This is a genomic window from Arthrobacter sp. RT-1 (assembly GCF_003367205.1).
In the GTDB taxonomy this organism is placed as follows: Bacteria; Actinomycetota; Actinomycetes; order Actinomycetales; family Micrococcaceae; genus Arthrobacter.
Genome location: NZ_QRGQ01000001.1, coordinates 244,168 through 265,151, shown reverse-complemented (window position 1 = coordinate 265,151; position 20,984 = coordinate 244,168). Strand labels below are relative to the sequence as shown.

General features: G+C 66.5%; 16 protein-coding genes. 9 read left to right on the top strand and 7 right to left on the bottom strand.

Annotation, left to right across the window (positions count from 1 at the left end; genetic code table 11):
* Positions 1 to 4 precede the first annotated feature (4 nt).
* On the top strand, positions 5 to 1,129 hold the full coding sequence (locus DXK94_RS01195; RefSeq protein ID WP_115523465.1) for a serine hydrolase domain-containing protein: 1,125 nt from the start codon (positions 5 to 7) through the stop codon (positions 1,127 to 1,129).
* 145 nt (positions 1,130 to 1,274) lie between these two features.
* Positions 1,275 to 2,327: an aromatic acid exporter family protein gene (locus DXK94_RS01190; RefSeq protein ID WP_115523464.1), complete on the top strand. Its 1,053-nt coding sequence runs from the start codon at positions 1,275 to 1,277 to the stop codon at positions 2,325 to 2,327.
* Here DXK94_RS01190 and DXK94_RS01185 read toward each other — a convergent pair.
* From DXK94_RS01185 to DXK94_RS01175, 3 genes are read right to left on the bottom strand one after another with little or no spacing between them, the layout of a single operon-like run.
* Entirely contained in the window at positions 2,324 to 3,235 is a 912-nt protein-coding gene (locus DXK94_RS01185) for a MaoC/PaaZ C-terminal domain-containing protein (RefSeq protein ID WP_115523463.1), read from the bottom strand. The genes DXK94_RS01190 and DXK94_RS01185 overlap by 4 nt on opposite strands.
* Complete coding sequence (locus DXK94_RS01180) at positions 3,232 to 4,572, bottom strand: 3-oxoacyl-ACP reductase (protein ID WP_115523462.1); 1,341 nt, start codon at positions 4,570 to 4,572, stop codon at positions 3,232 to 3,234. The genes DXK94_RS01185 and DXK94_RS01180 overlap by 4 nt, the downstream gene beginning before the upstream one ends.
* 10 nt (positions 4,573 to 4,582) lie before the next feature.
* Positions 4,583 to 5,944, bottom strand: coding sequence for an acetyl-CoA C-acetyltransferase (locus DXK94_RS01175; protein WP_115523461.1), 1,362 nt, complete (start codon positions 5,942 to 5,944; stop codon positions 4,583 to 4,585).
* Positions 5,945 to 6,005: 61 nt separating this feature from the next.
* On the opposite strand from DXK94_RS01175, the gene DXK94_RS01170 reads away from it, so the two are divergent.
* Together DXK94_RS01170 and DXK94_RS01165 are read left to right on the top strand one after the other, a co-directional pair.
* Positions 6,006 to 6,686: a TetR/AcrR family transcriptional regulator gene (locus DXK94_RS01170; RefSeq protein ID WP_395927802.1), complete on the top strand. Its 681-nt coding sequence runs from the start codon at positions 6,006 to 6,008 to the stop codon at positions 6,684 to 6,686.
* Positions 6,687 to 6,734: 48 nt separating this feature from the next.
* Positions 6,735 to 8,843: an acyl-CoA dehydrogenase gene (locus DXK94_RS01165; RefSeq protein WP_115523459.1), complete on the top strand. Its 2,109-nt coding sequence runs from the start codon at positions 6,735 to 6,737 to the stop codon at positions 8,841 to 8,843.
* Between the two features lie 110 nt (positions 8,844 to 8,953).
* On the opposite strand, the gene glgA is transcribed toward DXK94_RS01165, so the two are convergent.
* Positions 8,954 to 10,159 carry a glycogen synthase gene (gene glgA / locus DXK94_RS01160; RefSeq protein ID WP_115523458.1) on the bottom strand — a complete coding sequence of 402 codons (1,206 nt, stop codon included), beginning with the start codon at positions 10,157 to 10,159 and terminating at the stop codon, positions 8,954 to 8,956.
* A 102-nt stretch (positions 10,160 to 10,261) separates the two neighbouring features.
* Here glgA and glgC point away from each other — a divergent pair, with 102 nt between their 5' ends.
* The 3 genes from glgC to DXK94_RS01145 all read left to right on the top strand — a co-directional run bounded on the left by glgC (position 10,262) and on the right by DXK94_RS01145 (position 13,731).
* The gene (glgC, locus tag DXK94_RS01155) at positions 10,262 to 11,683 is read left to right on the top strand and encodes a glucose-1-phosphate adenylyltransferase (RefSeq protein WP_115523457.1); all 1,422 of its coding nucleotides are present in this window, start codon (positions 10,262 to 10,264) and stop codon (positions 11,681 to 11,683) included.
* Positions 11,684 to 11,777: 94 nt separating this feature from the next.
* Positions 11,778 to 13,229 (top strand): SDR family NAD(P)-dependent oxidoreductase, encoded by a 1,452-nt coding sequence (locus DXK94_RS01150; RefSeq protein WP_115523456.1) that lies wholly within the window; start codon positions 11,778 to 11,780, stop codon positions 13,227 to 13,229.
* A gap of 16 nt (positions 13,230 to 13,245) precedes the next feature.
* Positions 13,246 to 13,731 (top strand): pyridoxamine 5'-phosphate oxidase family protein, encoded by a 486-nt coding sequence (locus tag DXK94_RS01145; protein WP_115523455.1) that lies wholly within the window; start codon positions 13,246 to 13,248, stop codon positions 13,729 to 13,731.
* A gap of 19 nt (positions 13,732 to 13,750) precedes the next feature.
* Here the strand turns inward: DXK94_RS01145 and DXK94_RS01140 are convergent, their stop codons facing one another.
* The 3 genes from DXK94_RS01140 to DXK94_RS01130 are packed head-to-tail and all read right to left on the bottom strand — an operon-like array spanning position 13,751 to position 17,142.
* Positions 13,751 to 14,602 (bottom strand): transglutaminase family protein, encoded by an 852-nt coding sequence (locus DXK94_RS01140; RefSeq protein WP_079596102.1) that lies wholly within the window; start codon positions 14,600 to 14,602, stop codon positions 13,751 to 13,753.
* Positions 14,599 to 15,525 carry an alpha-E domain-containing protein gene (locus tag DXK94_RS01135; protein WP_079596101.1) on the bottom strand — a complete coding sequence of 309 codons (927 nt, stop codon included), beginning with the start codon at positions 15,523 to 15,525 and terminating at the stop codon, positions 14,599 to 14,601. The genes DXK94_RS01140 and DXK94_RS01135 overlap by 4 nt, the downstream gene beginning before the upstream one ends.
* A gap of 60 nt (positions 15,526 to 15,585) precedes the next feature.
* Positions 15,586 to 17,142 (bottom strand): circularly permuted type 2 ATP-grasp protein, encoded by a 1,557-nt coding sequence (locus tag DXK94_RS01130; RefSeq protein WP_115523454.1) that lies wholly within the window; start codon positions 17,140 to 17,142, stop codon positions 15,586 to 15,588.
* Between the two features lie 113 nt (positions 17,143 to 17,255).
* On the opposite strand from DXK94_RS01130, the gene DXK94_RS01125 reads away from it, so the two are divergent.
* The gene (locus DXK94_RS01125) at positions 17,256 to 18,311 is read left to right on the top strand and encodes a YeiH family protein (protein ID WP_115523453.1); all 1,056 of its coding nucleotides are present in this window, start codon (positions 17,256 to 17,258) and stop codon (positions 18,309 to 18,311) included.
* Between the two features lie 34 nt (positions 18,312 to 18,345).
* Positions 18,346 to 20,982 carry an aminopeptidase N gene (gene pepN, locus DXK94_RS01120; RefSeq protein WP_115523452.1) on the top strand — a complete coding sequence of 879 codons (2,637 nt, stop codon included), beginning with the start codon at positions 18,346 to 18,348 and terminating at the stop codon, positions 20,980 to 20,982.
* Positions 20,983 to 20,984: the final 2 nt, after the last annotated feature.

Below are 20,984 nucleotides of genomic sequence, written 5' to 3'. Positions count from 1 at the left end.
CCGGGTGCAGACTTTTCAAGGCTTCGTAGCGCCCGGATTCGACAACGTGCTTGAACTGTTCGAGTCCCTCCTTCTAGACGATCCGAATTACAGCGCACAGCTTGCCGCCTACCATCGTGGAGCGCCCGTGGTTAACCTCACCGGCGGTCCCGATATGACACCGGAGACGGTGACCGGCGCCTATTCCTGCTCCAAGGGTGTCGCGGCGATGGTGATCGCACTGCTGGTCCAGGACGGCCTGCTGGACCTCGACACCACGGTGGCCCACTACTGGCCCGAGTTTGCCGTGCATGGCAAGGACCGGCTCCTGGTGCGCGAGGCACTCTCCCACCAGGCCGGCCTTATGGGACTGGAGGGCGGCTTTGGCCTGGACGAATTCACAACTCCTGCCGCAGCGGCGCGGCTGGCGGCGGCCCGCCCCTCATGGCAGCCGGGCCGGCAGTTTGGTTATCACGCCCTCACCATCGGCATTATCATGGAAGAGCTCTGCCGCCGCACCGCAGGGGAATCGCTTCAGAGCGTCTACGAGCGGAGGATCCGCACACCGGAGGGGGTTGATTTTTTCCTGGGCCTGCCCGCGGACGTGGAACGGCGCTACCGGGACGTCCTCTACCAGCCCGCCGTGGACCAAGATACCGCGGAGCTGCCATGGCTGGATCCGCTCAGCCTCGAGGGCCTGAACAGCAATGCACCCATCAGCGGCATCATGGAGCTCCCCAACATCCGGTCCGTCCGTGCTGCGGGAATGTCGGCGGCCGGAGGTGTGGGATCGGCCGAAGGGTTGGCCAGGCTGTATGCCGCCGCAACCACCGGCGTCGGAAACCGGCATCCGTTCCTCACCCCCGAAACCGTCGACGTCATGTCCTGCGAACAGGTCTGGGGCCTGGACCGTTCCTCAGGGCTGGACAATGCCTTCGCCGTCGTCTTCATGAAGCCGCACCCCTCGCGGAACTTCGGCAGCCACCGCGCGTTCGGCCACGAGGGAGCCAACGCCGCCTTGGGCTTCGCTGATCCCGCCTACGCGCTGGCCTTTGGCTACATTCCGCGGCGGCAGGAGGACGGGCGAACGCCCGGGAAGGCCCACCGGCTGGCTGCTGAGGTCCGCCGCTCGGCAGCAAAACTTCCCTAGGTCCCCCGTTCCCCAGGGTTTCTTGACGCCCTGACCAGCCGTGTTGTTATGCAGGAAGCGGCGCCCTAGGGTTGGGCGGATGGTCAAGTCTCAAGCACGCCCCAATCTGAGGTGGGCCAGGGGAACCCAAATTCTGAAACAGGCGGTGGCCGGGTTGTCGGCGGCTTTCGCCGCCCAGCGCCTGCAGCTGGCGGCGAAAGCGGCTCTGGCGGCCGGGCTGGCATTCATGATCGCTCCGCTGATGCCGGGGGCTGCCGCCAACTATCCCTACTACGCGCCCCTGGGCGCACTGGTGGTGATGTACCACAACGTGGCTGGCTCCGTGCGGCAGGGGCTTCAGGCACTTACCGGGCTGGCCCTGGGTATCGGGCTCGCCTTTGTGCTCGTCAACTTCACCGATCCATCCCCGCTCACGGTTGCCGTCTTTATGGGCGTAGGCGTCCTGCTGGGCGGGCTCCCGCGCATTGGCTCGGGAAGTGATTGGATCCCGACGGCGGCCCTGCTGGTTCTGCTGGTAGGCGGCAGCAACCCGGACGACTTTTCGTTCGGGTACCTGGTGCAGATGGGCGTGGGCGTAGCGGTGGGAATTGGCGTTAACTTCCTGGTCTTTCCCCCGCTGCACCTGAACGCAGCCGCGGAAAGCCTGGATGAACTTCGGCGTGCGCTCGGGACCCAGCTGACGGACATGGGGGCGGCCCTCAAGGAGGAGTGGCCCCCTGAGCACGAAGAATGGTCGCGCCGTTCAGATGAACTGGCCTCAGCTGCCCGGTCGGTACGGCACCTGGTCAAGGAGGCCGACGCGAGCCGACGGGCAAACCCGCGCCGAAAGCTCCACCCCCGTGACGTGGATCTCGACTACCGCAACCTGCGCGAGCTCGAACGGGTGACGTTCCACATCCAGGACATGACGGACGTCCTGTCGGACGTGATCTGGGAAAGCGACGTTCCCTACCAGGTGCCCGTGCAGGACAGCGGGCCGCTGGCGGACGCCATGACGGCCACCGGGGAACTGCTGCATTCCTACCGCGACACGGATGAGCCTGCACAGCGGGAGCGCTTCGAAACGGCGCGGGCAGCGGTGGAAGCCTGCATGGCCGCCACCGCAGGCAGGGAAGCCGAGCAGGGAACTGTTCCGGCGTCCGAATCGATCCTGCTCAGCCTCCACCGCATCCTGCGCGCCCTTCGGCCCGCCGCCTAAAGCGCAGCGACGGAACCACTGAAATGACAGCGGCCTGATCTGGGGTTCCAGGCCACAAAGTCCGAACGCTTCCATGTCCCGGACCCACCCTGGTCGCTGCTGATTTCCAGGGCCACACGGCAGGGAAGAAACACCGGGGCGTCGAAGTCAACGTCCCATGTGAAGGAATCCCCACGGACCGAGCCAACGTCCGCCAGCGCCCGCGACGCCAGATACATGCCGTGGGCGATGGACCGGCGCATGCCCAAGGCCTTGGCTGAGAGCACGCTGAGGTGGATCGGATTGAAGTCACCGGACACAGCTGCGTAAGCCCGTCCCGCGTCGACGCCCAGCTGCCACACACCGGTGGGGTCCGGTGCCTTGAAGTCTCTTCGGACCGGTGCCGAGGAGGGCTTATCCACCCCGGGCAGGAAGACGCCCTTGGCAAGGTAGGTGGAGATACCCCGCCAACAGACGTCCTGCGTGCCGGCCACCCGCACCTCGGCCACCACGTCCACCTGAGTGCCTGCGCGGTGCCCACGGAGATTCTCCACCCTCGCAGTGATGTCCAGCGCGTCGGTGAAGAGCAGTGGGGCGCGTTGCTCAACGCTGTTACGCAGGTGGAGCATGCCGAGCAAGGGCAGCGGGAAGTCGTCCCTGTTCATCACACTGATGGCAAGCGGAAAAGCCAGGGCATGGATGAAACCGGCAGGCAGCACATCACTGGCCGTCTCGCCCAGCAGGTGCTGGTACGCGGTCAGGTTGGCAACGTCCACCGTGACACCCCTGACCTCGTGGCTTTCGAGCGGCAGAACCGACGAATCATGCGTTCCCAGCAGCCTGCGCCTGGCCGCCTGCGCAGCGGCGTTGACGTACAGCTTGGACAGCGACGGCATATCCCCGAGGATGACCGGCTGCAGGGGCGTCATGCCCCCACCATGTTCTGCCCGCATACCCGCAGCACCTCGCCATTGATTCCGCCGGCGGCACCGCTGGCCAGGAAGGAAATGGCTTCTGCGACGTCGGACGGTTTACCGCCCTGCTGGAGGGAGTTCGCACGGCGGGCAATCTCCCGCAGCGCGAACGGAATCCGTTCGGTCATCTCAGTTTCGATGAAGCCCGGCGCCACGGCGTTGATGGTGCCGCCGGATGCGGCCAGCAGCGGGGCTGTTGCCCGTACCATTCCCATCACTCCCCCCTTTGACGCCGCGTAGTTGGTCTGCCCCCTGTTGCCGGCGATGCCGCTGGTGGAAGCAACAGAAACAATACGGGGTGCGGGCCCAAAGTGTTCGGACGCCAGCAGTGCCTCGTTGATCCGCAGCTGTGCGGCGATATTGATATTGATCACGGAACTCCACCGTGCATGGTCCATGTTGGCGAGCAGCTTATCCCGGGTAATTCCCGCGTTATGGATCATGATGCCAAGCCGCCGGTGCCGCTGAACGGCGTGCTCGATGATCCTTTGGCCGGCATCGTCCCGGCTGATGTCCAATTGGAGTGCGGTGCCTTTTACCTCATTGGCCACTGCCGCCAGATGGTCCCCCGCCGCAGGCAGGTCCACCAGGACCAGGGTGGCGCCGTCACGGTGCAGGGTGCGGGCGATCTCCGCGCCAATCCCCCGGGCGGCGCCGGTCACGACGGCAACCTTGCCCGCCAGCGGCCTGTCGAAATCGTCCGGAAGTTGGCCGTCGGTGCTGGACACAGTCAGGAACTGGCCGTCCACGAAGGCCGAGCGGCCGGACAGGAAGAAACGGACAGCCGCCAAGGCTGACGGGCTGGTCGGCTCCACGTCCCCGGAGAGGAGGATGCCGTTCCCGGTGGCGCCGGCCCGGAGTTCCTTGGCCAACGAGCGCAGGAACCCGTCCACACCCTGCCGGGCGGCAGCGGCGGCGGGAGAATCCGCCTCGGAAGCCGGCCGTGAGACTGTCAGGACCCGGGCGCCGGGCGCAAGGTCGCGCAGCGAGGCCCCTGCGGCAAGGACCGGCTTTTCGAGGTCCTCCGGCCGCGCAACGTCGTCCAGGACCAGGATGATGGCACCAAGCTTTTCCCGGGGAACCGCGTGCCGCCGGACATCCAGGTCCCACGCCAGCAGCTCTGCAGCGAGTTTGTCGGCGGCCGCCGAGTCTCCCTGGACCACAATGGGTCCGGTGATCAGCGGCTGGCCGGGCTTGTACCTGCGCAGCACCGCCGGCTGGGGCAACCCCAGTTTCCTGGCCACGTTCCTGCCCAGGCCCTGGTTCACCAGCTGTGCATATTTGTCCGTCATCGGTGACCCCTTACAGAGATTCGAGAATCGCGACGACGCCCTGGCCGCCGGCCGCGCAGACCGAGACCAGTCCCCGTGCCGGCCGGCCGTCGGTGGTGCCCTTGGCATGGAGGAGCTTGGCCAGGGTGGCCACAATCCTGCCACCGGTGGCGGCGAAGGGGTGGCCGGCCGCCAGTGACGATCCGTTGACATTAAGGCGTGCGCGGTCAACTTTGCCGAAGGCACCATCCAGGCCAAGGCGCGTACGGCCGAACTCCTCGTCCTCCCACGCCGCCAGTGTGCTGAGTACGGTAGCTGCGAACGCTTCGTGGATCTCGAAGAAGTCGATGTCCGCCAAGGTGAGGTTGTGCCGTGCCAGCAGCCTGGGCACTGCGAAGACTGGTGCCATCAGCAGCCCGTCCTTGCCGTGTACGAAGTCCACCGCTGCAGCCTCGGCGTCCACTATCGCTGCCAGTTTGGGAAGGTCCCGGGCGTCGGCCCACTCGTCGGACGCCAGCAGAACGGTTGAGGCGCCGTCCGTCAAAGGGGTGGAATTGCCGGCAGTCATGGTCGCGTCCGCACCGAGGTTCCTGCCGAAGACAGGCTTCAGGGCGGCCAGCTTTTCCATGGACGTATCGGCTCGAAGGTTTCCGTCGCGTGCCAGGCCGCGGTATGGGGTGACGAGATCGTCGAAGAACCCGGACTCGTAGGCGGCGGCGAGATTGCGGTGGCTGTTGAGTGCCACTTCGTCCTGGGCCTCACGGGAAACTTTCCACTGTGCAGTTGTCAGCGCCTGGTGCTCCCCCATGGAAAGGCCGGTCCGGGGCTCGGCGGTGCCGGGCGCCAGTGGAGCCAGGTCTTTGGGCCGCAGGCGGCTGAGGATCTGCAGCCGCTGGGGAATGGTCTTGGCGCGGTTCAGGTCGAGAATGACTTCCCTGAGTCCTTCGCTCACCACCACCGGGGCGTCCGAAGCGGAATCCACTCCGCCGGCAATTGCGGACTCGATCTGGCCCAGCTTGATCTTGTTCGCCAGCCCCACCACGGTCTCAAGTCCCGTGGCGCATGCCTGCTGGAGATCGTAGGCAGGAGTCTCGGCGGACAGGGCCGAGCCAAGCACCGCCTCACGGGTGAGGTTGAAATCCCTTGAATGCTTGAGGACTGCACCCGCGGCTACCTCCCCCACCCGCTCGTCCTGCAGGCCGAAGCGCGCAATAAGGCCGTCCAGGGCAGCTGTCAGCATGTCCTGGTTCGAGGACTTGGCGTAGGAACCGCCGGCGCGGGCGAAGGGAATCCTGTTGCCTCCGACGACCACGGCCCTCCGAAGGGCAGGGCCGGAAGCGCTGGTTACGCCTGATTCTCCGGGGCCGGTAATGGACTGTCCGTCAATGGACATGGCTGTCTCCTCTGGTCACATGCGGTTACCGATACCCAGCGTACCTGATACGCTGGGTATCGTGAACATTTCGGAAACGGGAATTGCTGCGCCCTCCATCGGTTCGGAGCCTGACGGCCGCTCCTCCCGCTGGCAGAGCCACCGGGAGGAGCGGCGCCGGGAACTGATCAAGCAGGCGCGGCGTGCCGTGCACGTGCTGGGCAGCGACGCGTCCATGGAGGAAATCGCCGCAGCAGCGGGAACGTCCAAGTCAGTCTTCTACCGCTACTTCGGCGACAAGGCCGGCCTCCAGCAGGCTGTGGGTGAAGTGGTCCTCAGCCAGATGCAGCGGCGCATCCAGGAAGCTGCACAGAACGCCCTGACCCCACGCGAAGGGCTGCTGGCCATGGTGTCGGCGTACCTGCAGATGGCTGACACCAGCCCCAACGTGTACACCTTCGTCACCCGCTCCACCTCCGGGGAATCCGGAGATTCCCCCAACTCGGGCGCGTTGGGCCACTTCTTTGATGCGATTGCGGACATGATTGCCACCCCCATGCGTTCCCACCTGGGCGACGGCAAGGAAGCCGTCATCGGCTATTGGCCCAAGGCCGCCATCGGACTGGTCAGGAACGCGGGCGAACAATGGCTCAGCACTCCGGACTCCCCCGCCAAACCCGGCCAGGAAGCCATGGCACTGCAGATCACCGCATGGCTGTGCGTCGGGATCGCCCCCGAACTGTCGCCTGCCCCCCGAACCTGAACACTCCCGCACCACAAGCCCCTGTCAGCACCAACGAAGGACATTGACATGACTGAAGTAGTGGACCGCTCCGCCGCAAAGGGGCATGCCCCCGTGCCCGCACCGAGCCTGGTTCCCGGCTCCGCCCAGCCTGCCGTCGACGTCCATGCCCTCGGCGAACAGCTGCTGGGCAAATGGGCCGCCGTCCGGCTCCAGGCACGCGACCTGGCCGCACGTCCTGAACTTCACAAGACCGAGGGACTGACCCACACGGACCACCGGGCAAGGGTATCCGGGCAGCTGCAGTACCTGGTGGACAACGGCGCCGTACACCGCGCTTTCCCCTCCGCCCTCGGCGGCAGTGACGACCACGGCGGCAACATCGCCGGCTTCGAAGAGCTCGTGGTCGCCGATCCGTCGCTGCAGATCAAGGCCGGCGTCCAGTGGGGCCTCTTCGGCTCGGCGGTAATGCACCTCGGAACGGGGGAACACCATGCCAAGTGGCTTCCGGGCATCATGAGCCTGGAAATTCCCGGCTGCTTTGCCATGACCGAAACCGGGCACGGCTCCGACGTTGCCAGCATCGCCACCACGGCCACCTACGATCCCGCCACCGGGGAATTCGTGGTCCACACCCCCTCCCGCGCAGCCTGGAAGGACTACATCGGAAACGCCGCCATCGACGGCCTGGGCGCGGTGGTGTTCGCGCAGCTCATCACGCGGGGCGTCAACCACGGGGTCCACGCCTTCTACGTGGACCTCCGCGACCCCGAAACCAGGGAATTCCTCCCCGGCATCGGCGGTGAAGATGACGGCATCAAGGGCGGCCTCAACGGCATCGACAACGGCAGGCTCCACTTCACCCGCGTCCGGATCCCCCGGACCAACCTCCTAAACCGCTACGGGGACGTGGCCGCGGACGGTACCTACTCCTCACCCATCGCCAGCCCCGGCCGCCGTTTTTTCACCATGCTGGGGACCCTGGTCCAGGGGCGTGTCTCACTGGATGGCGCCGCCGTCGCCGCGTCCAAGGTTGCCCTGAAGGCGGCCATTCAGTACGCCACCGAGCGACGGCAATTCAATGCCTCCTCACACACCGACGAGGAAGTCCTGCTCGACTACCAGCGCCACCAGCGCCGGCTCTTCACACGCCTCGCCACCACCTACGCGGCCGGCTTCGCCCACGAGCAGCTCCTGCAGAAATTCGATGATGTCTTCTCCGGCGCCCATGACACGGACGAGGACCGCCAGGACCTGGAAACCCTGGCCGCGGCCCTGAAGCCGCTGAGCACCTGGCACGCCCTGGATACCCTGCAGGAGTGCCGGGAGGCCTGCGGCGGGGCCGGCTTCCTGATCGAGAACCGATTCGCCTCGCTCCGCGCGGACCTGGACGTCTACGCCACCTTCGAAGGCGACAACACCGTCCTGCTGCAGCTCGTGGCCAAACGCCTCCTGGCCGACTACGCCAGGGAATTCCGGAGCGTCGACTTCGGTGTGCTGGCCCGCTATGTGGTGGGCCAGGCAACCGGAGCTGCCATCCACCGGACCGGCCTGCGCCAGGTGGCACAGTTTGTTGCTGACAACGGCTCGGTCCAGAAAGCCGCCATTGCCCTGCGTGACGAGGAAAGCCAGCGCGCCCTGCTGACCGACAGGGTGCAGACCATGGTGGCCGAGGCCGGCGCCGCATTGAAGGGCAGCAACCGGCTTTCCCACGAAAAGGGAGCCGCCCTGTTCAACCGGCACCAGAATGAACTCATCGACGCCGCGCAGGCGCACGCCGAACTGCTGCAGTGGGAGGCCTTCACGGACACGCTCCGCGACGTGACCGACCCCGGAACCAGGACTGTCCTGACCTGGCTGCGTGACCTCTTCGGCCTTTCCCTCATTGAGAAAAACCTTTCCTGGTACCTGATGAACGGCCGCCTTTCCATGCAGCGGGGCCGCACCGTGGGCGAGTACATCAACAGGCTGCTGGTGAAGATCCGCCCGCACGCCCTGGACCTGGTGGATGCCTTCGGGTACGGCGAGGACCACGTCCGCGCCGCCATCGCCACCGGCGCCGAGAAGACACGCCAGGACGAGGCAAGGGCCCACTTCCGGAGCCAGCGGGCAAGTGGACAGTCCCCGGTTGACGAAAAGGTGCTGATCGCCAGGACAGCGGCCGGCCGGACCAAGTGACCGGGCCTGGCCGGCAGGTGCAGGACTTCGTCTGCTGACTGCTGAACGTACGACGGCGCCGCTCCCCACGCAGGGGAACGGCGCCGTCGTCGTTCTTGGCTAAGCGGCGGTCAGCCCTGTGCCGGCAGCACCGAGCGGTACACCTCGAGCGTTGTTTCCGTGATGGATTCCCAGGAGAAGTGCTCCTCGGCGCGCCGCCGGCCCGCCTGCCCCATGGCACGGGCACGCTCGGGGTCCGACACCACCTCGGTGAGTGCCGCGGCGAATTCGCTGACGAACTTTTCCGGGTCCAGCGGGGTGCCGGTGCCGTCCGTCACCTGCTCCAGGTCCACGAGCAGGCCCGTCTTTCCGTGGTCCACCACCTCGGGAATACCGCCCGTGGCACTGGCAACGACCGCAGCCCCGCAGGCCATGGCCTCAAGGTTGACGATGCCGAGCGGCTCGTAGATGGAGGGGCAGGCGAAGGCGGTGGCGTGGCTCAGCACCTGGATCAGCTCATTGCGGGGCAGCATGCGTTCAATGAGCACGACGCCGGTCCGCTGGCTTTGCAGTTCCTCGATCAGGCGGGCGGTCTCCGCAGCAAGTTCCGGCGTGTCCGCCGCGCCGAGGCACAGGACCAGCTGGACGTCGTCGGGCAGCTTGGCGGCGGCGCGAAGGAGGTAGGGAACGCCCTTCTGGCGCGTGTTCCTGCCCACAAAGACGACGCTCGGCTTTGTGGGGTCGATCCCCAGGGCGCGGACGGCGTCGTCGTTCTCGTCACGGTTCCACAGTTCGACGTCAATGCCGTTGTGGACCACGCGGACCTTGGCCGGGTCAACGTTCGGGTAACTGCGCAGGATGTCCTGCCGCATGCCCTCGGAGACCGCGATGATGGCCGCGGCGGCCTCATAGGCAGTTTTCTCAACCCAGGATGAGAGCGCGTATCCGCCGCCGAGCTGCTCTGCCTTCCACGGGCGCAGCGGTTCCAGGCTGTGGGCGCTCAGCACGTGCGGGATGCCGTGCAGGAGCGAGGCGAGGTGCCCGGCCATATTGGCGTACCAAGTGTGCGAATGGACCAGGTCCGCGCCTTCGACGTCCGGTACGATCCGCAGGTCCACCCCAAGCGTCTGCACGGCAGCGTTGGCTGAGCCAAGATCCTCCGGCACGGAGTAGGACGTCACCGCCGCGCCATGATAGTCGGCGTCGCGGGGAGCCCCAAATGCACGAACCTGCAGGTCAACGTGCTTACTAAGCACCCTGCTCAATTCGGCCACGTGGACCCCGGCGCCACCATAGATCTCCGGCGGAAACTCTTTAGTCACAATGTCTATTCGCACAAGACCCAAGGTAGTCCTTCACGCATAACTGTTCTAGTGTGAAGGAGTCCGGGCATGCCGGACTGTCTTGGGGAGTTACGAAGGCGTACAGGAGCGACCATTATGCCGTTGAACAAAAGAGTCCTGGCCATTGTCCTCGCAGGCGGCGAGGGAAACAGACTGATGCCACTGACGGCAGACCGCGCGAAACCGGCGGTGCCCTTCGCGGGAAGCTACCGCCTGATCGACTTCGCCCTGTCCAACCTGGTGAATTCCCGCTACCTGCAGATCGTGGTCCTGACCCAGTACAAGTCCCACAGCCTGGACCGGCACATCTCCGAAACCTGGCGTATGTCCACCCAGCTCGGCAACTACGTTGCCTCGGTTCCCGCGCAGCAGCGCGTGGGCAAGAGCTGGTTCCTCGGCAGCGCCAACGCCATCTACCAGTCCCTGAACCTGATCCATGACGCAAACCCGGACATTGTGGTGGTGGTCGGCGCCGACCACGTTTACCGCATGGACTTCGCCCAGATGGTGGCCCAGCACGTGCACAGCGGCGCCAAGGCAACGGTAGCCGCCGTGCGCCAGCCTCTGAACATGGCCAACCAGTTCGGCGTCATCGAGGTGGACCAGAACGATCCGCAGAAAATCGCGGCGTTCGTGGAAAAGCCGGCCAGCACCCCCGGCCTGGCAGCGGACCCCACCCAGTTCCTGGCCTCCATGGGCAACTACGTGTTCGACGCCGACGCGCTGGTTGCAGCACTGCATGTGGACGCCGAACGGCTGGACACCAAGCACGACATGGGCGGGGACATCATCCCCTACTTCGTCAACCAGGGCGAGGCCGGCGTCTACGACTTCACGCTTAACGAGATCCCCGGCTCCACCGAACGCGACCGGACCTACTGGCGCGACGTCGGAACCATCGACTCCTTCTACGACGCCCACATGGACCTCATCTCCCCGCTGCCGGTCTTCAACCTGTACAACTCCGAATGGCCCATCTACACCCGGCAGAGCATTTCCCCGCCGGCCAAGTTCGTCCGCGGACAGAACAACACCGTGGGCACCGCCCTGGATTCCATCGTCTCCAGCGGCGTGGTCATCTCCGGCGGCGTGGTGGAAGGCTCCGTCCTTTCCAACGACGTGTTCGTTGCAACCAGCAGCCGGGTCATCGACTCCGTCCTGATGGACAAGGTTCAGATCGGCGAAGGGGCCGTGGTCAACCGCGCCATCATCGACAAGAACGTCAAGGTCCCCGCGGGCGCAGCCATCGGCCTGGATCCGGAACTGGACCGGGCCCGCGGCTTCAAAGTCACCGAGTCCGGCATCACCGTGCTCGCCAAGGGCCAGGAAGTCCCGGAACCGGGCGAGGAAGAGCGGCAGCTCGCCGCGAAGAACCTCCACCTGGTTCCCAACGCCGTCAAGGCTGCGGCGGCCCAGTACCCGGACGTCCGCGAATCCGTTGACAAGGTGGCCCAGACGCATGCCGCGGCCGCCGCGGATGCCGTTCCCGGCGCGCGTCCCGGGGCGCGGATCTCCTAAACCCTCCAGGACTCTTCGCGACGGCCGGCTGCACCATTTTCGGTGCGGCCGGCCGTCGCTTAAAGCGGGAGCTCCAGGCTGTAAAATTGGCCTAATGAGCTCCCCCGATCTGACGCCTGAGGAAATCCAGGCCTGCCTCAAGGTCCTGAATACGATCCACGCCTACGACGAGGAGCACCCGGACTACGTCTCGGTCCGGCGCGCCACCGGAAAAATGTTCAAGGCCGTCAAACGGCACCGGAGGGTCACCAAGCGCGACCTCATCGCCGAAGCCGACCGCTCCGTCCTGGCCCAGACCGCCACGGCCGCCCCGGACCGCATCGATGACGAAACGCGCGGCAACAAGCTGGCCCCCTCCGCCACCGGCAAGGTGGCCGGCCACCTCATCCGGTCCCGCCCCTGCTACATCTGCAAGCAGCACTACACCCAGGTGGACGCCTTCTACCACCAGCTCTGCCCGGAGTGCGCCGCCTTCAGCCACAGCAAACGCGACGCACGCACCGACCTCACCGGCCGCCGCGCCCTGCTCACGGGCGGCCGCGCCAAGATCGGCATGTACATTGCACTCCGGCTGCTCCGGGACGGCGCCCACACCACCATCACCACCCGGTTCCCGAAGGACGCTGCCCGCCGGTTCGCGGCCATGGAGGACAGCGGGGAATGGCTGCACCGGCTCCGCATTGTGGGCATCGACCTGCGCGATCCCGCCCAGGTCATGGCGCTGACAGATTCGCTCAACGAGGCCGGCCCGCTGGACATCATCATCAACAACGCAGCTCAGACGGTCCGCCGCTCCGGCAACGCCTACAAGCCCCTGATTGATGCCGAGGACGAACCGCTTCCCGCCGCCCTTGAGCATGCCAATGGCGGTCCGGAGCTCCTGACGTTCGGCCACGCGCACGACAAGCACCCCCTGGCACTTGCGGGCAGCGTCACCGAACATCCGGTGCTCGCCGGTGACGCCATCACGTCGCTGGCCCTGTCCACCGGCTCCGCATCACTTGAGCGGATCGCGTCCGGGACGGCAATCGACGCCGGTGGCCTGGTCCCGGACCTGGCCACCATCAACAGCTGGACCCAGGTGGTGGACGAGGTGGATCCGCTGGAAATGCTCGAAGTCCAGCTCTGCAACGTCACGGCCCCGTTCCTGCTGGTAAGCCGCCTCCGCGAGGCCATGAAGCGTTCCACGGCACGCCGGAAGTACATCGTGAACGTCTCAGCCATGGAGGGCCAGTTCTCCCGTGCCTACAAGGGGCCGGGCCACCCGCACACCAACATGGCCAAAGCGGCGCTGAACATGATGACGCGGACCAGCGCCCAGGAGATGCTGGAGGCCGACGGCATCCTGATGACCGCGGTGGACACGGGCTGGATCACCGACGAACGCCCGCACTTCACCAAGGTCCGGCTTATGGAGGAGGGCTTCCACGCGCCCCTCGACCTGGTGGACGGCGCCGCCCGCGTCTACGATCCCATCGTGATGGGTGAGAACGGCGAGGACCAGTACGGAGTGTTCCTCAAGGACTACAAGCCGAGCCCCTGGTAGGCGTAAGCTCGGCGCCATGAACGCCGAGCGAGCCTCCACTGACGAACCCTCATCCCCCGTCCAGAACCTCGAACACCACGAATGCTGGGCGATGCTCCGGACCGTGTCCGTGGGACGGCTCGCCGTCCTGGTGGACGGGCGCCCGGACAGCTTCCCCATCAACTACGCCGTGGACGGCGGCACCCTGGTGTTCCGCACCGGCGAAGGCACCAAGCTCTCCGGTGCATCCGGCGATGCGGCTGTGGCACTTGAAGCCGACGGCGTCGATTCCGCCACCGGCCTGGCCTGGAGCGTGGTGGTCAAGGGCACGGGCAGGGTGGTCACCGGGACGGACGAAGTCCTGGACACCTCGCAGCTGTACTTGTTTCCCTGGCAGGCCGGCCGGAAGGACGCCTTCGTGCGGATCACCCCGGACTCCGTGACCGGGCGCCGCTTCAAGGTAACCGAGCCGCTGACCTGGTGGACCCAGCTCAGCGGCTCGGTGAAGACCGCGCCGGAATAGGCGGGCCGGAACCAAGGGTTCAGGCGAGCTGCGTGATCTCCACGCTGACGCTCAGGGCGGACCCGCCGCCACCGGACAGGATGCCCTTCAGCGGCGGCACGTCGCGGTAGTCCCGGCCCCTGGCCACGGTGACGTGGAAGTCGCCCGCGGGCTTGTGGTTGGTGGGGTCCCAGCTCCGCCAGTCACCGTCCCACCACTCGAGCCAGGCGTGGGACTGCCCCGCCACGGTCTCGCCGATCCCGGCGCTGGAGCGCGGGTGCAGGTAACCGGAGACATAACGGGCAGGAATGCCGCAGCTGCGCAGCGCTCCGATGGCCAGGTGGGCCAGGTCCTGGCACACGCCCTGGCGCTGGCCCCACGCCTCTTCGGCATTGGTGGTGACGGCAGTTGAACCAGACATGTAGGTCATCTCGCCGCGCATCCACGAGAACACGGCCAGCGCGGCCTCGTGCGGGTTCTTGCCGGCCACCACCTTGGGAATGATGCCCAGGACTTCGTCCCCGGGGCCGCTGAGCCGGGACTGGGGCAACCAGTCGCTGAACGTGTTCAGGGTCTCCGGCGAGGCGAGGACGTCCCAGCCCACAATGTCGGACTCGGACGGAATCTTCTCCGCCCGGTGCACCTCCACCGTGATGTTGGACACCACCTCAAGGTGCTCGTGCGGCATCTGCATGTCGAACGCCGTGACCCTGGTGCCCCAGTAGTCACGGTAGGTGCTCACCGCCGCCTGCGACGGCGAGACCTTCACGACGGACTCGAGGACCACCTGCTGGGAATCGGTCAGCGGGGTCATCCGGGCCTCGTTGTAGGACAGGGTGACACGCTTGTTGTACTTGTACGCCGTCTTGTGCACGATGCTCAGCCGGGTCATGAAACTTCTCCCACCCAGGCCAGTTCGTCCGCCTGATTGAAGTACTTACGGGAAATGGCGTCCGAGGCCTGGGAAACGGCCTTCTGGACCCGTTCCATGTGTTCGGGCAGCTCGGACATGAGGTCGTCCGTGCGGTGGAACTCAAGGAAGGTCCGGGCCTGGCCCACGATCCGGCGCGCGTCGTTGATGAAGCCCACCCGCTGGGCGGAGGGGTCAAGCTTGGCGAGGCATTCGTCGGCATCGCGCAGGGCGTAGACGATGGACCGCGGAAAGAGGCGGTCCAGCAGCAGGAACTCCGCGGCGTGCTGGTCGCCGAAGGCGGCCCGTCGGGTGCGCAGGAAGGACTCGTAGGCGCCGGCGCAGCGGAGCATGTTGACCCAGGACATGCCTGCGGACAGGACGTCCCGGGTGGAGAGCATGCGTGCGGTCATGTCCGCCCGTTCCAGGGAGCGGCCCAGCACCAGGAACAGCCAGCTCTCGTCATGGCTGACCGTGGTGTCCGCAAGCCCGCTGACCATGGCAGTCCGTTCGAGCGTCCAGTTGCAGAAGCGGTAGGTTCCCACCACGTCCTTGCGGTGCTGGCTCAGCCCGTAGTACGTGGTGTTGAGGCTCTCCCACAGGCCCGAGGAAACCGTCTCGCGGGCACGCCGGGCGTTCTCGCGGGCCGCCCCCAGGGAACCGGCGATCGACGTGGCACTGGTCTTGTCATAAGCCAGGGCGTGCAGCAGTTCCGGCAGGCCGAAGTCCTCGCTCTGCGGCCGGGCGCCCATGACGGCCAGGAGCTCCTTGGCCACGCTCTTGCGTTCGTCCATGGGCAGGTGGTTCAGCCGCTCCAGGTGCACATCAAGGATGCGGGCGGTGCCATCGGCCCGCTCCACATAACGCCCGATCCAGAAAAGGGATTCGGCTATACGGCTAAGCATTCTCGGCTACCTCCTGCGGGCCCGAAACGGGAAAAGACATCTGCCGGATCACGGTCCGGCTCACTGCTGCTGCTCCGACTGGCGGTCGCGCCAGTTGCTTTCCACGGGCCAGACAGACACGCGCTCACGCAGGGAAATTGAGGGCCGGGGAACGGTTTCCACCGGCACCTGCGGCGAGTCGGCGAGCACCCAGGTGTCCTTGGACCCGCCGCCCTGGCTGGAGTTCACAATCAGGGAGCCTTCCTTCAGCGCCACCCGCGTCAGTCCGCCGGGCAGCACCCAGACGTTGTCGCCGTCGTTCACTGCGAAGGGACGCAGGTCAACGTGGCGGGGGCCGAACTTGTCACCGCTCAGGGTGGGAACCGTGGAAAGCTGCAGGACGGGCTGGGCGATCCAGCCGCGCGGGTCACCGATGATCCGCTGCCGGAGCGCGTCCAGTTCGTCGTTGGAGGCGTCGGGCCCGATGACCAGTCCCTTGCCGCCGGAACCGTCCACCGGCTTGACCACGAGTTCGGCGAGGTTGTCCAGGGTGTACTCCCGGGCTTCCTTCTCTTCGAGGCGGAACGTGTCAACGTTCGCGATGATGGGCTCCTCGCTGAGGTAGTAGCGGATCAGGTCAGGAACGTAACTGTAAACCAGTTTGTCATCCGCGACGCCGTTGCCCACGGCGTTCGCGATGGTGACGCCGCCGGCGCGTGCGGCGTTGACCAGCCCGGGGCAGCCCAGCATGGAGTCGGCCCGGAACTGAAGCGGATCGAGGAAGTCGTCGTCGATCCGCTTGTAGATGACGTCCACGCGCTGCTCACCGGCCGTGGTGCGCATGTACACCCGGTTTCCGCGGCAAATGAGGTCCCTGCCCTCCACGAGTTCAACGCCCATCAGGCCTGCCAGCAGGGTGTGCTCGAAGTAGGCGCTGTTGAAGACGCCGGGGGTCAGGACGACGACGGTGGGATCGTCCACACCGGCAGGCGCGGTCTTCCGCAGGGCCGAGAGCAGCCGGCGGGGGTACTCCTCCACGGGCCGGATGAGCTGCTGTCCGAAGGCTTCGGGAAGGCCCTTGGCCATGGCCCGCCGGTTCTCCAGCACGTAGCTGACGCCCGAGGGGACGCGGACGTTGTCCTCCAGGACACGGAACGTTCCCGCAGCATCCCGGACCACGTCGATGCCGGAGATGTGCACGCGGACGCCGCCGGCGGGTTCAAAACCGTGGACCTGCCGGTGGAAGTGTGCGCTGGTGGTTACCAGCTGCCGGGGAATCACGCCGTCGGACACCACGGTCATCTTGTCGTACACGTCGTTCAGGAACGCTTCCAGCGCCCGCACCCGCTGGGCGACGCCCCGTTCCAGGACATCCCATTCCGCGGCAGGAATAACACGGGGGACGATATCCAGCGGGAAGGGCCGCTCCTCGCCGGCAAAGTCGAAGGTCACACCGCGGTCCAGGAACGTGCGCGCCATCGAATCGGCCCGGGCACTGACATCGGCCAGGGAAAGCTTGCGAAGGGCGTCCGCCACCTGCCCGTAGGAGCCCCTGGCTTGCTGCCCGGGGGCGAACATCTCATCGTAGGCTCCGGTCCGGCCGGCGGCCTCGGAGTATTCCTGAAAAAGGTCTGACATGCCCAATAGCCAACCATCTTTTTGTTTCGAATTCATTACTGCCGTCCCTTCTGGCGTGTTGGCGCAGCGGCACGGGTTCGTGCATTCCGGGCCTTTTCCGGCACAGTAGGTGAGTGCCAGTCAGCAGAAGCCTCCCAGCGCCGGGTCCGGGCAACCCCCGTCGCGCTGACAGGCTGCTTCCCGGACTGGCCACGGCAGCCGCCGCATTGGTGGCCGCCTTCCTTGTGCATTGGCTGGTGCCGGTCCTGCCCGCCATGACGTTGGCCGTGGTGCTGGGAGTCCTGGCGGCCAACCTGCCGGCAGCCGGCATGTGGACAGCGGGCCGGGCACGGCCCGGCCTGGATTTTGCCGGTAAGCACCTAATGCGCGGCGGGATTGTCCTGCTGGGCCTGAAGGTCAGCATCATGGACGTCCTCGGGCTGGGCTGGCTGGCCCTGGCACTGATTGTAGGGGTTGTGGCTGCCAGCTTTGGCGGGACCTACCTGATTTCCAGGCTCTTCCGGCTTCCCCCGGTCACGTCCCTCCTGGTGGCCACCGGATTCTCGATCTGCGGCGCATCCGCCATTGGCGCCATGGCGGCCGTGCGGCGGATCCGTCACGTGGACACCGTCCTGCCCGTGGCGCTGGTGACGCTCTGCGGAACCCTTGCCATTGGCGTCCTGCCGCTGTTCGTCCACCCCCTGCAGCTCACAGCCCCGGTCTTCGGTGCCTGGATCGGCGCCTCCGTGCACGACGTCGGCCAGGTGGTGGCCACCGCGCAAACCGCGGGGACGGCGGCACTGGGCATCGCCGTCGTGGTCAAGCTCACCCGGGTGCTCCTGCTGGCACCCGTGGCAGCCCTGGCCGGAACGCACCAGCGCCTCACCGTCCGGACGGACGCGGACACGGACGGCGGGCATACGAAACTTCCGCCGGTGGTGCCCCTGTTCGTCCTGGGATTCGTGGCCATGGTGGGGCTCCGGTCCACAGGCTGGCTGGCGGAGGACTGGCTCGAGGCAGGGGCCGCGTTGCAGGACGTCCTGCTCGGCGCCGCGCTGTTCGGGCTGGGTTCCGCGGTGCGCATCCGGACGCTCCTGCTGACCGGCGGGCGTGCACTGCTGGCCGCGCTGGCATCCTGGCTGCTGATCGCCGTGCTGGGCCTGGCGGCGGCCCTGCTGATCGCTGCCTGACACCCGGGCACCCGGCCCGTGATTAGATAGCCCGGTGTCAAATGAAAAACTGCGCCGCGATGAAGCCGCTGAACGTTCTGCCCTGATCAGCACCGACAGCTACGACGTGTCGCTGGACGTGCGGCAGGCGGCTGACCCGGGCGTTGCCGGCTACACCAGTCGCAGCGTCATCACCTTCACCGCGTCGGAGCCCGGTTCTTCTACCTTCCTGGACTTTATTGGCAGCAGCGTCCACAGCGTGGTCCTCAACGGCAAGGCGCTGCCCGTAGAGGACGTGGTGGACGGCGCCCGTATCCGGCTGGACAACCTGCAGTCCCGGAACCAGGTCACCGTCACCGGAACCGCCCTGTACAGCCGGTCCGGCGAGGGGATGCACCGGTTCGTGGACCCGGCAGACGGGCAGTGCTACCTGTACACCCAGTACGAGCCGGCTGACGCCCGCCGCGTATTTGCCAACTTTGAGCAGCCGGACCTCAAGGCAACCTTCGCCTTCCACGTCATGGCGCCCGCCGGGTGGCAGGTCGCCTCCAACGGGGTGGAAACCGCCCGGACGCTCCTCACCAGCGACCCTGCCACCGCACGCTGGGACTTTGCCGCGACTGAGCCGATGTCCACGTACATCACCACAGTGCTGGCCGGCCCGTACTTCAAGGCCGAGGACCGCTGGCAGGCAACGCTCGACGACGGGACCTCCCTCGACATCCCGCTGGCCCTCTACTGCCGGGCGTCCATGGCGGAATCCTTCGACGCGGAACGGCTGTTCACGCTGACCAAGAACGGCCTGGACTTCTTCAACCGGCTGTTCGCCTACCCCTACCCCTGGGGCAAGTACGACCAGGCCTTCGTCCCCGAATACAACCTCGGCGCCATGGAAAACCCCGGCCTGGTGACATTCACGGACAGCTACGTTTTCACGTCCCGTGCCACCGACGCCCAGTACCAGGGCCGCGCCAACACGCTCATGCACGAGATGGCACACATGTGGTTCGGGGACCTGGTGACCATGCAGTGGTGGGATGACCTCTGGCTCAAGGAGTCCTTCGCCGACTATATGGGCACGCTGGGCGTGGACAAGGCCACTGACTGGGATTCCGCCTGGGTCAGCTTCGCCAACAAGCGCAAGGCCTGGGCCTACCTCCAGGATCAACTGCCCACCACGCACCCCATCGTCGCGGACATCCCGGACCTCGAGGCCGCCAAGCAGAACTTCGACGGCATTACCTACGCCAAGGGCGCCTCGGTACTGAAGCAACTGGTGGCCTACGTCGGCTTTGACGCGTTCATCGCCGGCTCCCGCGAGTACTTCCGCAAGCACGCCTACTCCAACACCACCCTGGCGGACCTCCTGGAATCCCTCAGTGCCTCCTCCGGGCGGGACCTCACCGGCTGGGCGCAGCAATGGCTGCAGACCTCAGGGATTTCCACCCTTTCGCTGGACATCGCCGCCGGCCAGGGGAACGACGACGGCGTCCTGGGCGACGTGCGCATCGTCCAGGACGCCACGGATCCGGTCACGGGACGTAACGAGCCGCGGCCGCACCGGCTCCGGGTGGGGCTGTACGACGTCGACGGCGAAGGAGCGCTGGTCCGCGCGGGCAGCGTGGAAACCGATGTCAGCGGTGCCTTCACCGCTGTGCCGGAGCTGTCAGGAATGCCACGTCCCGCACTCCTGCTCCTCAATGACGACGACCTGACGTACGCCAAGGTCCGGCTGGACCCGGTGTCCCTGGCAACCGTCCTGGCATCGCTGGACAGGATCTCCGACCCGATGGCCCGCGCCCTCTGCTGGACTGCGCTCTGGAACTCCGCAAGGGACGGCGAAAGCCCTGCGGCGCTATATGTGGACGCCGTGGCTGCGTTTGGGCCGGCGGAAACCGGCATCGGCGTCCTGCTGAACATCCTCGAAAACGCCTGTACCGCCGTCGAACGCTACACACCGGCCCCCGGACGGGAAGCCGTCCGGACATCCTTCCTGGCAACCGTGGCGGCGGAACTGGACCGGGCCGTCCCGGGTTCCGACCACCAGCTCGCCTGGGCCCGGACCCTCGGCACACTCAGCAGGCACGACGGAACCCTGGTGCCCCGGCTTAAAGGCCTCCTGGACGGCTCAGCCCCGGTGAAGGGGTTGGCGGTGGACGCCGAACTGCGCTGGCACTTCTGGCATGCACTCGCGGCCAATGGCCAAGCGACCGTAGCGGAACTCGACGCCGAGCTGGCACGGGACACCACGGCGTCAGGTAGGGCGGGGCATGCCACAGCGCTCGCTGCCCGCCCAGAGCCCGGGGTCAAGGCCGCGGCGTGGAAGGAGGCTGTCCACGGTGACACGCTCTCCAATCAGCTGCTCAGCGCGACGATCAGCGGTTTCACCACGGCACCGGCTGCGCTGCTGGAGCCGTATGTGGAACCGTACTTTGAGCGCCTGCTGGATGTGTGGGAGGGCCGCAGCATCGAAATCGCCAGCCGGATTGTCCGCGGCCTGTTTCCTCTGGACCAGGACCTGGCGGAAGGGATGCAGCCTGCGGAGCATCCGGTGCTCCGCAGGACCGACGAGTGGCTGGCGGCCCATACCGGTGCTCCGCGGGCCCTGCGCCGCATCATCGTGGAGCAGCGCAGCCACCTGCTGCGGGCACTCACGGCGCAGGCCGCCGTCGTTGGTTCACCTGCTCCCTGACT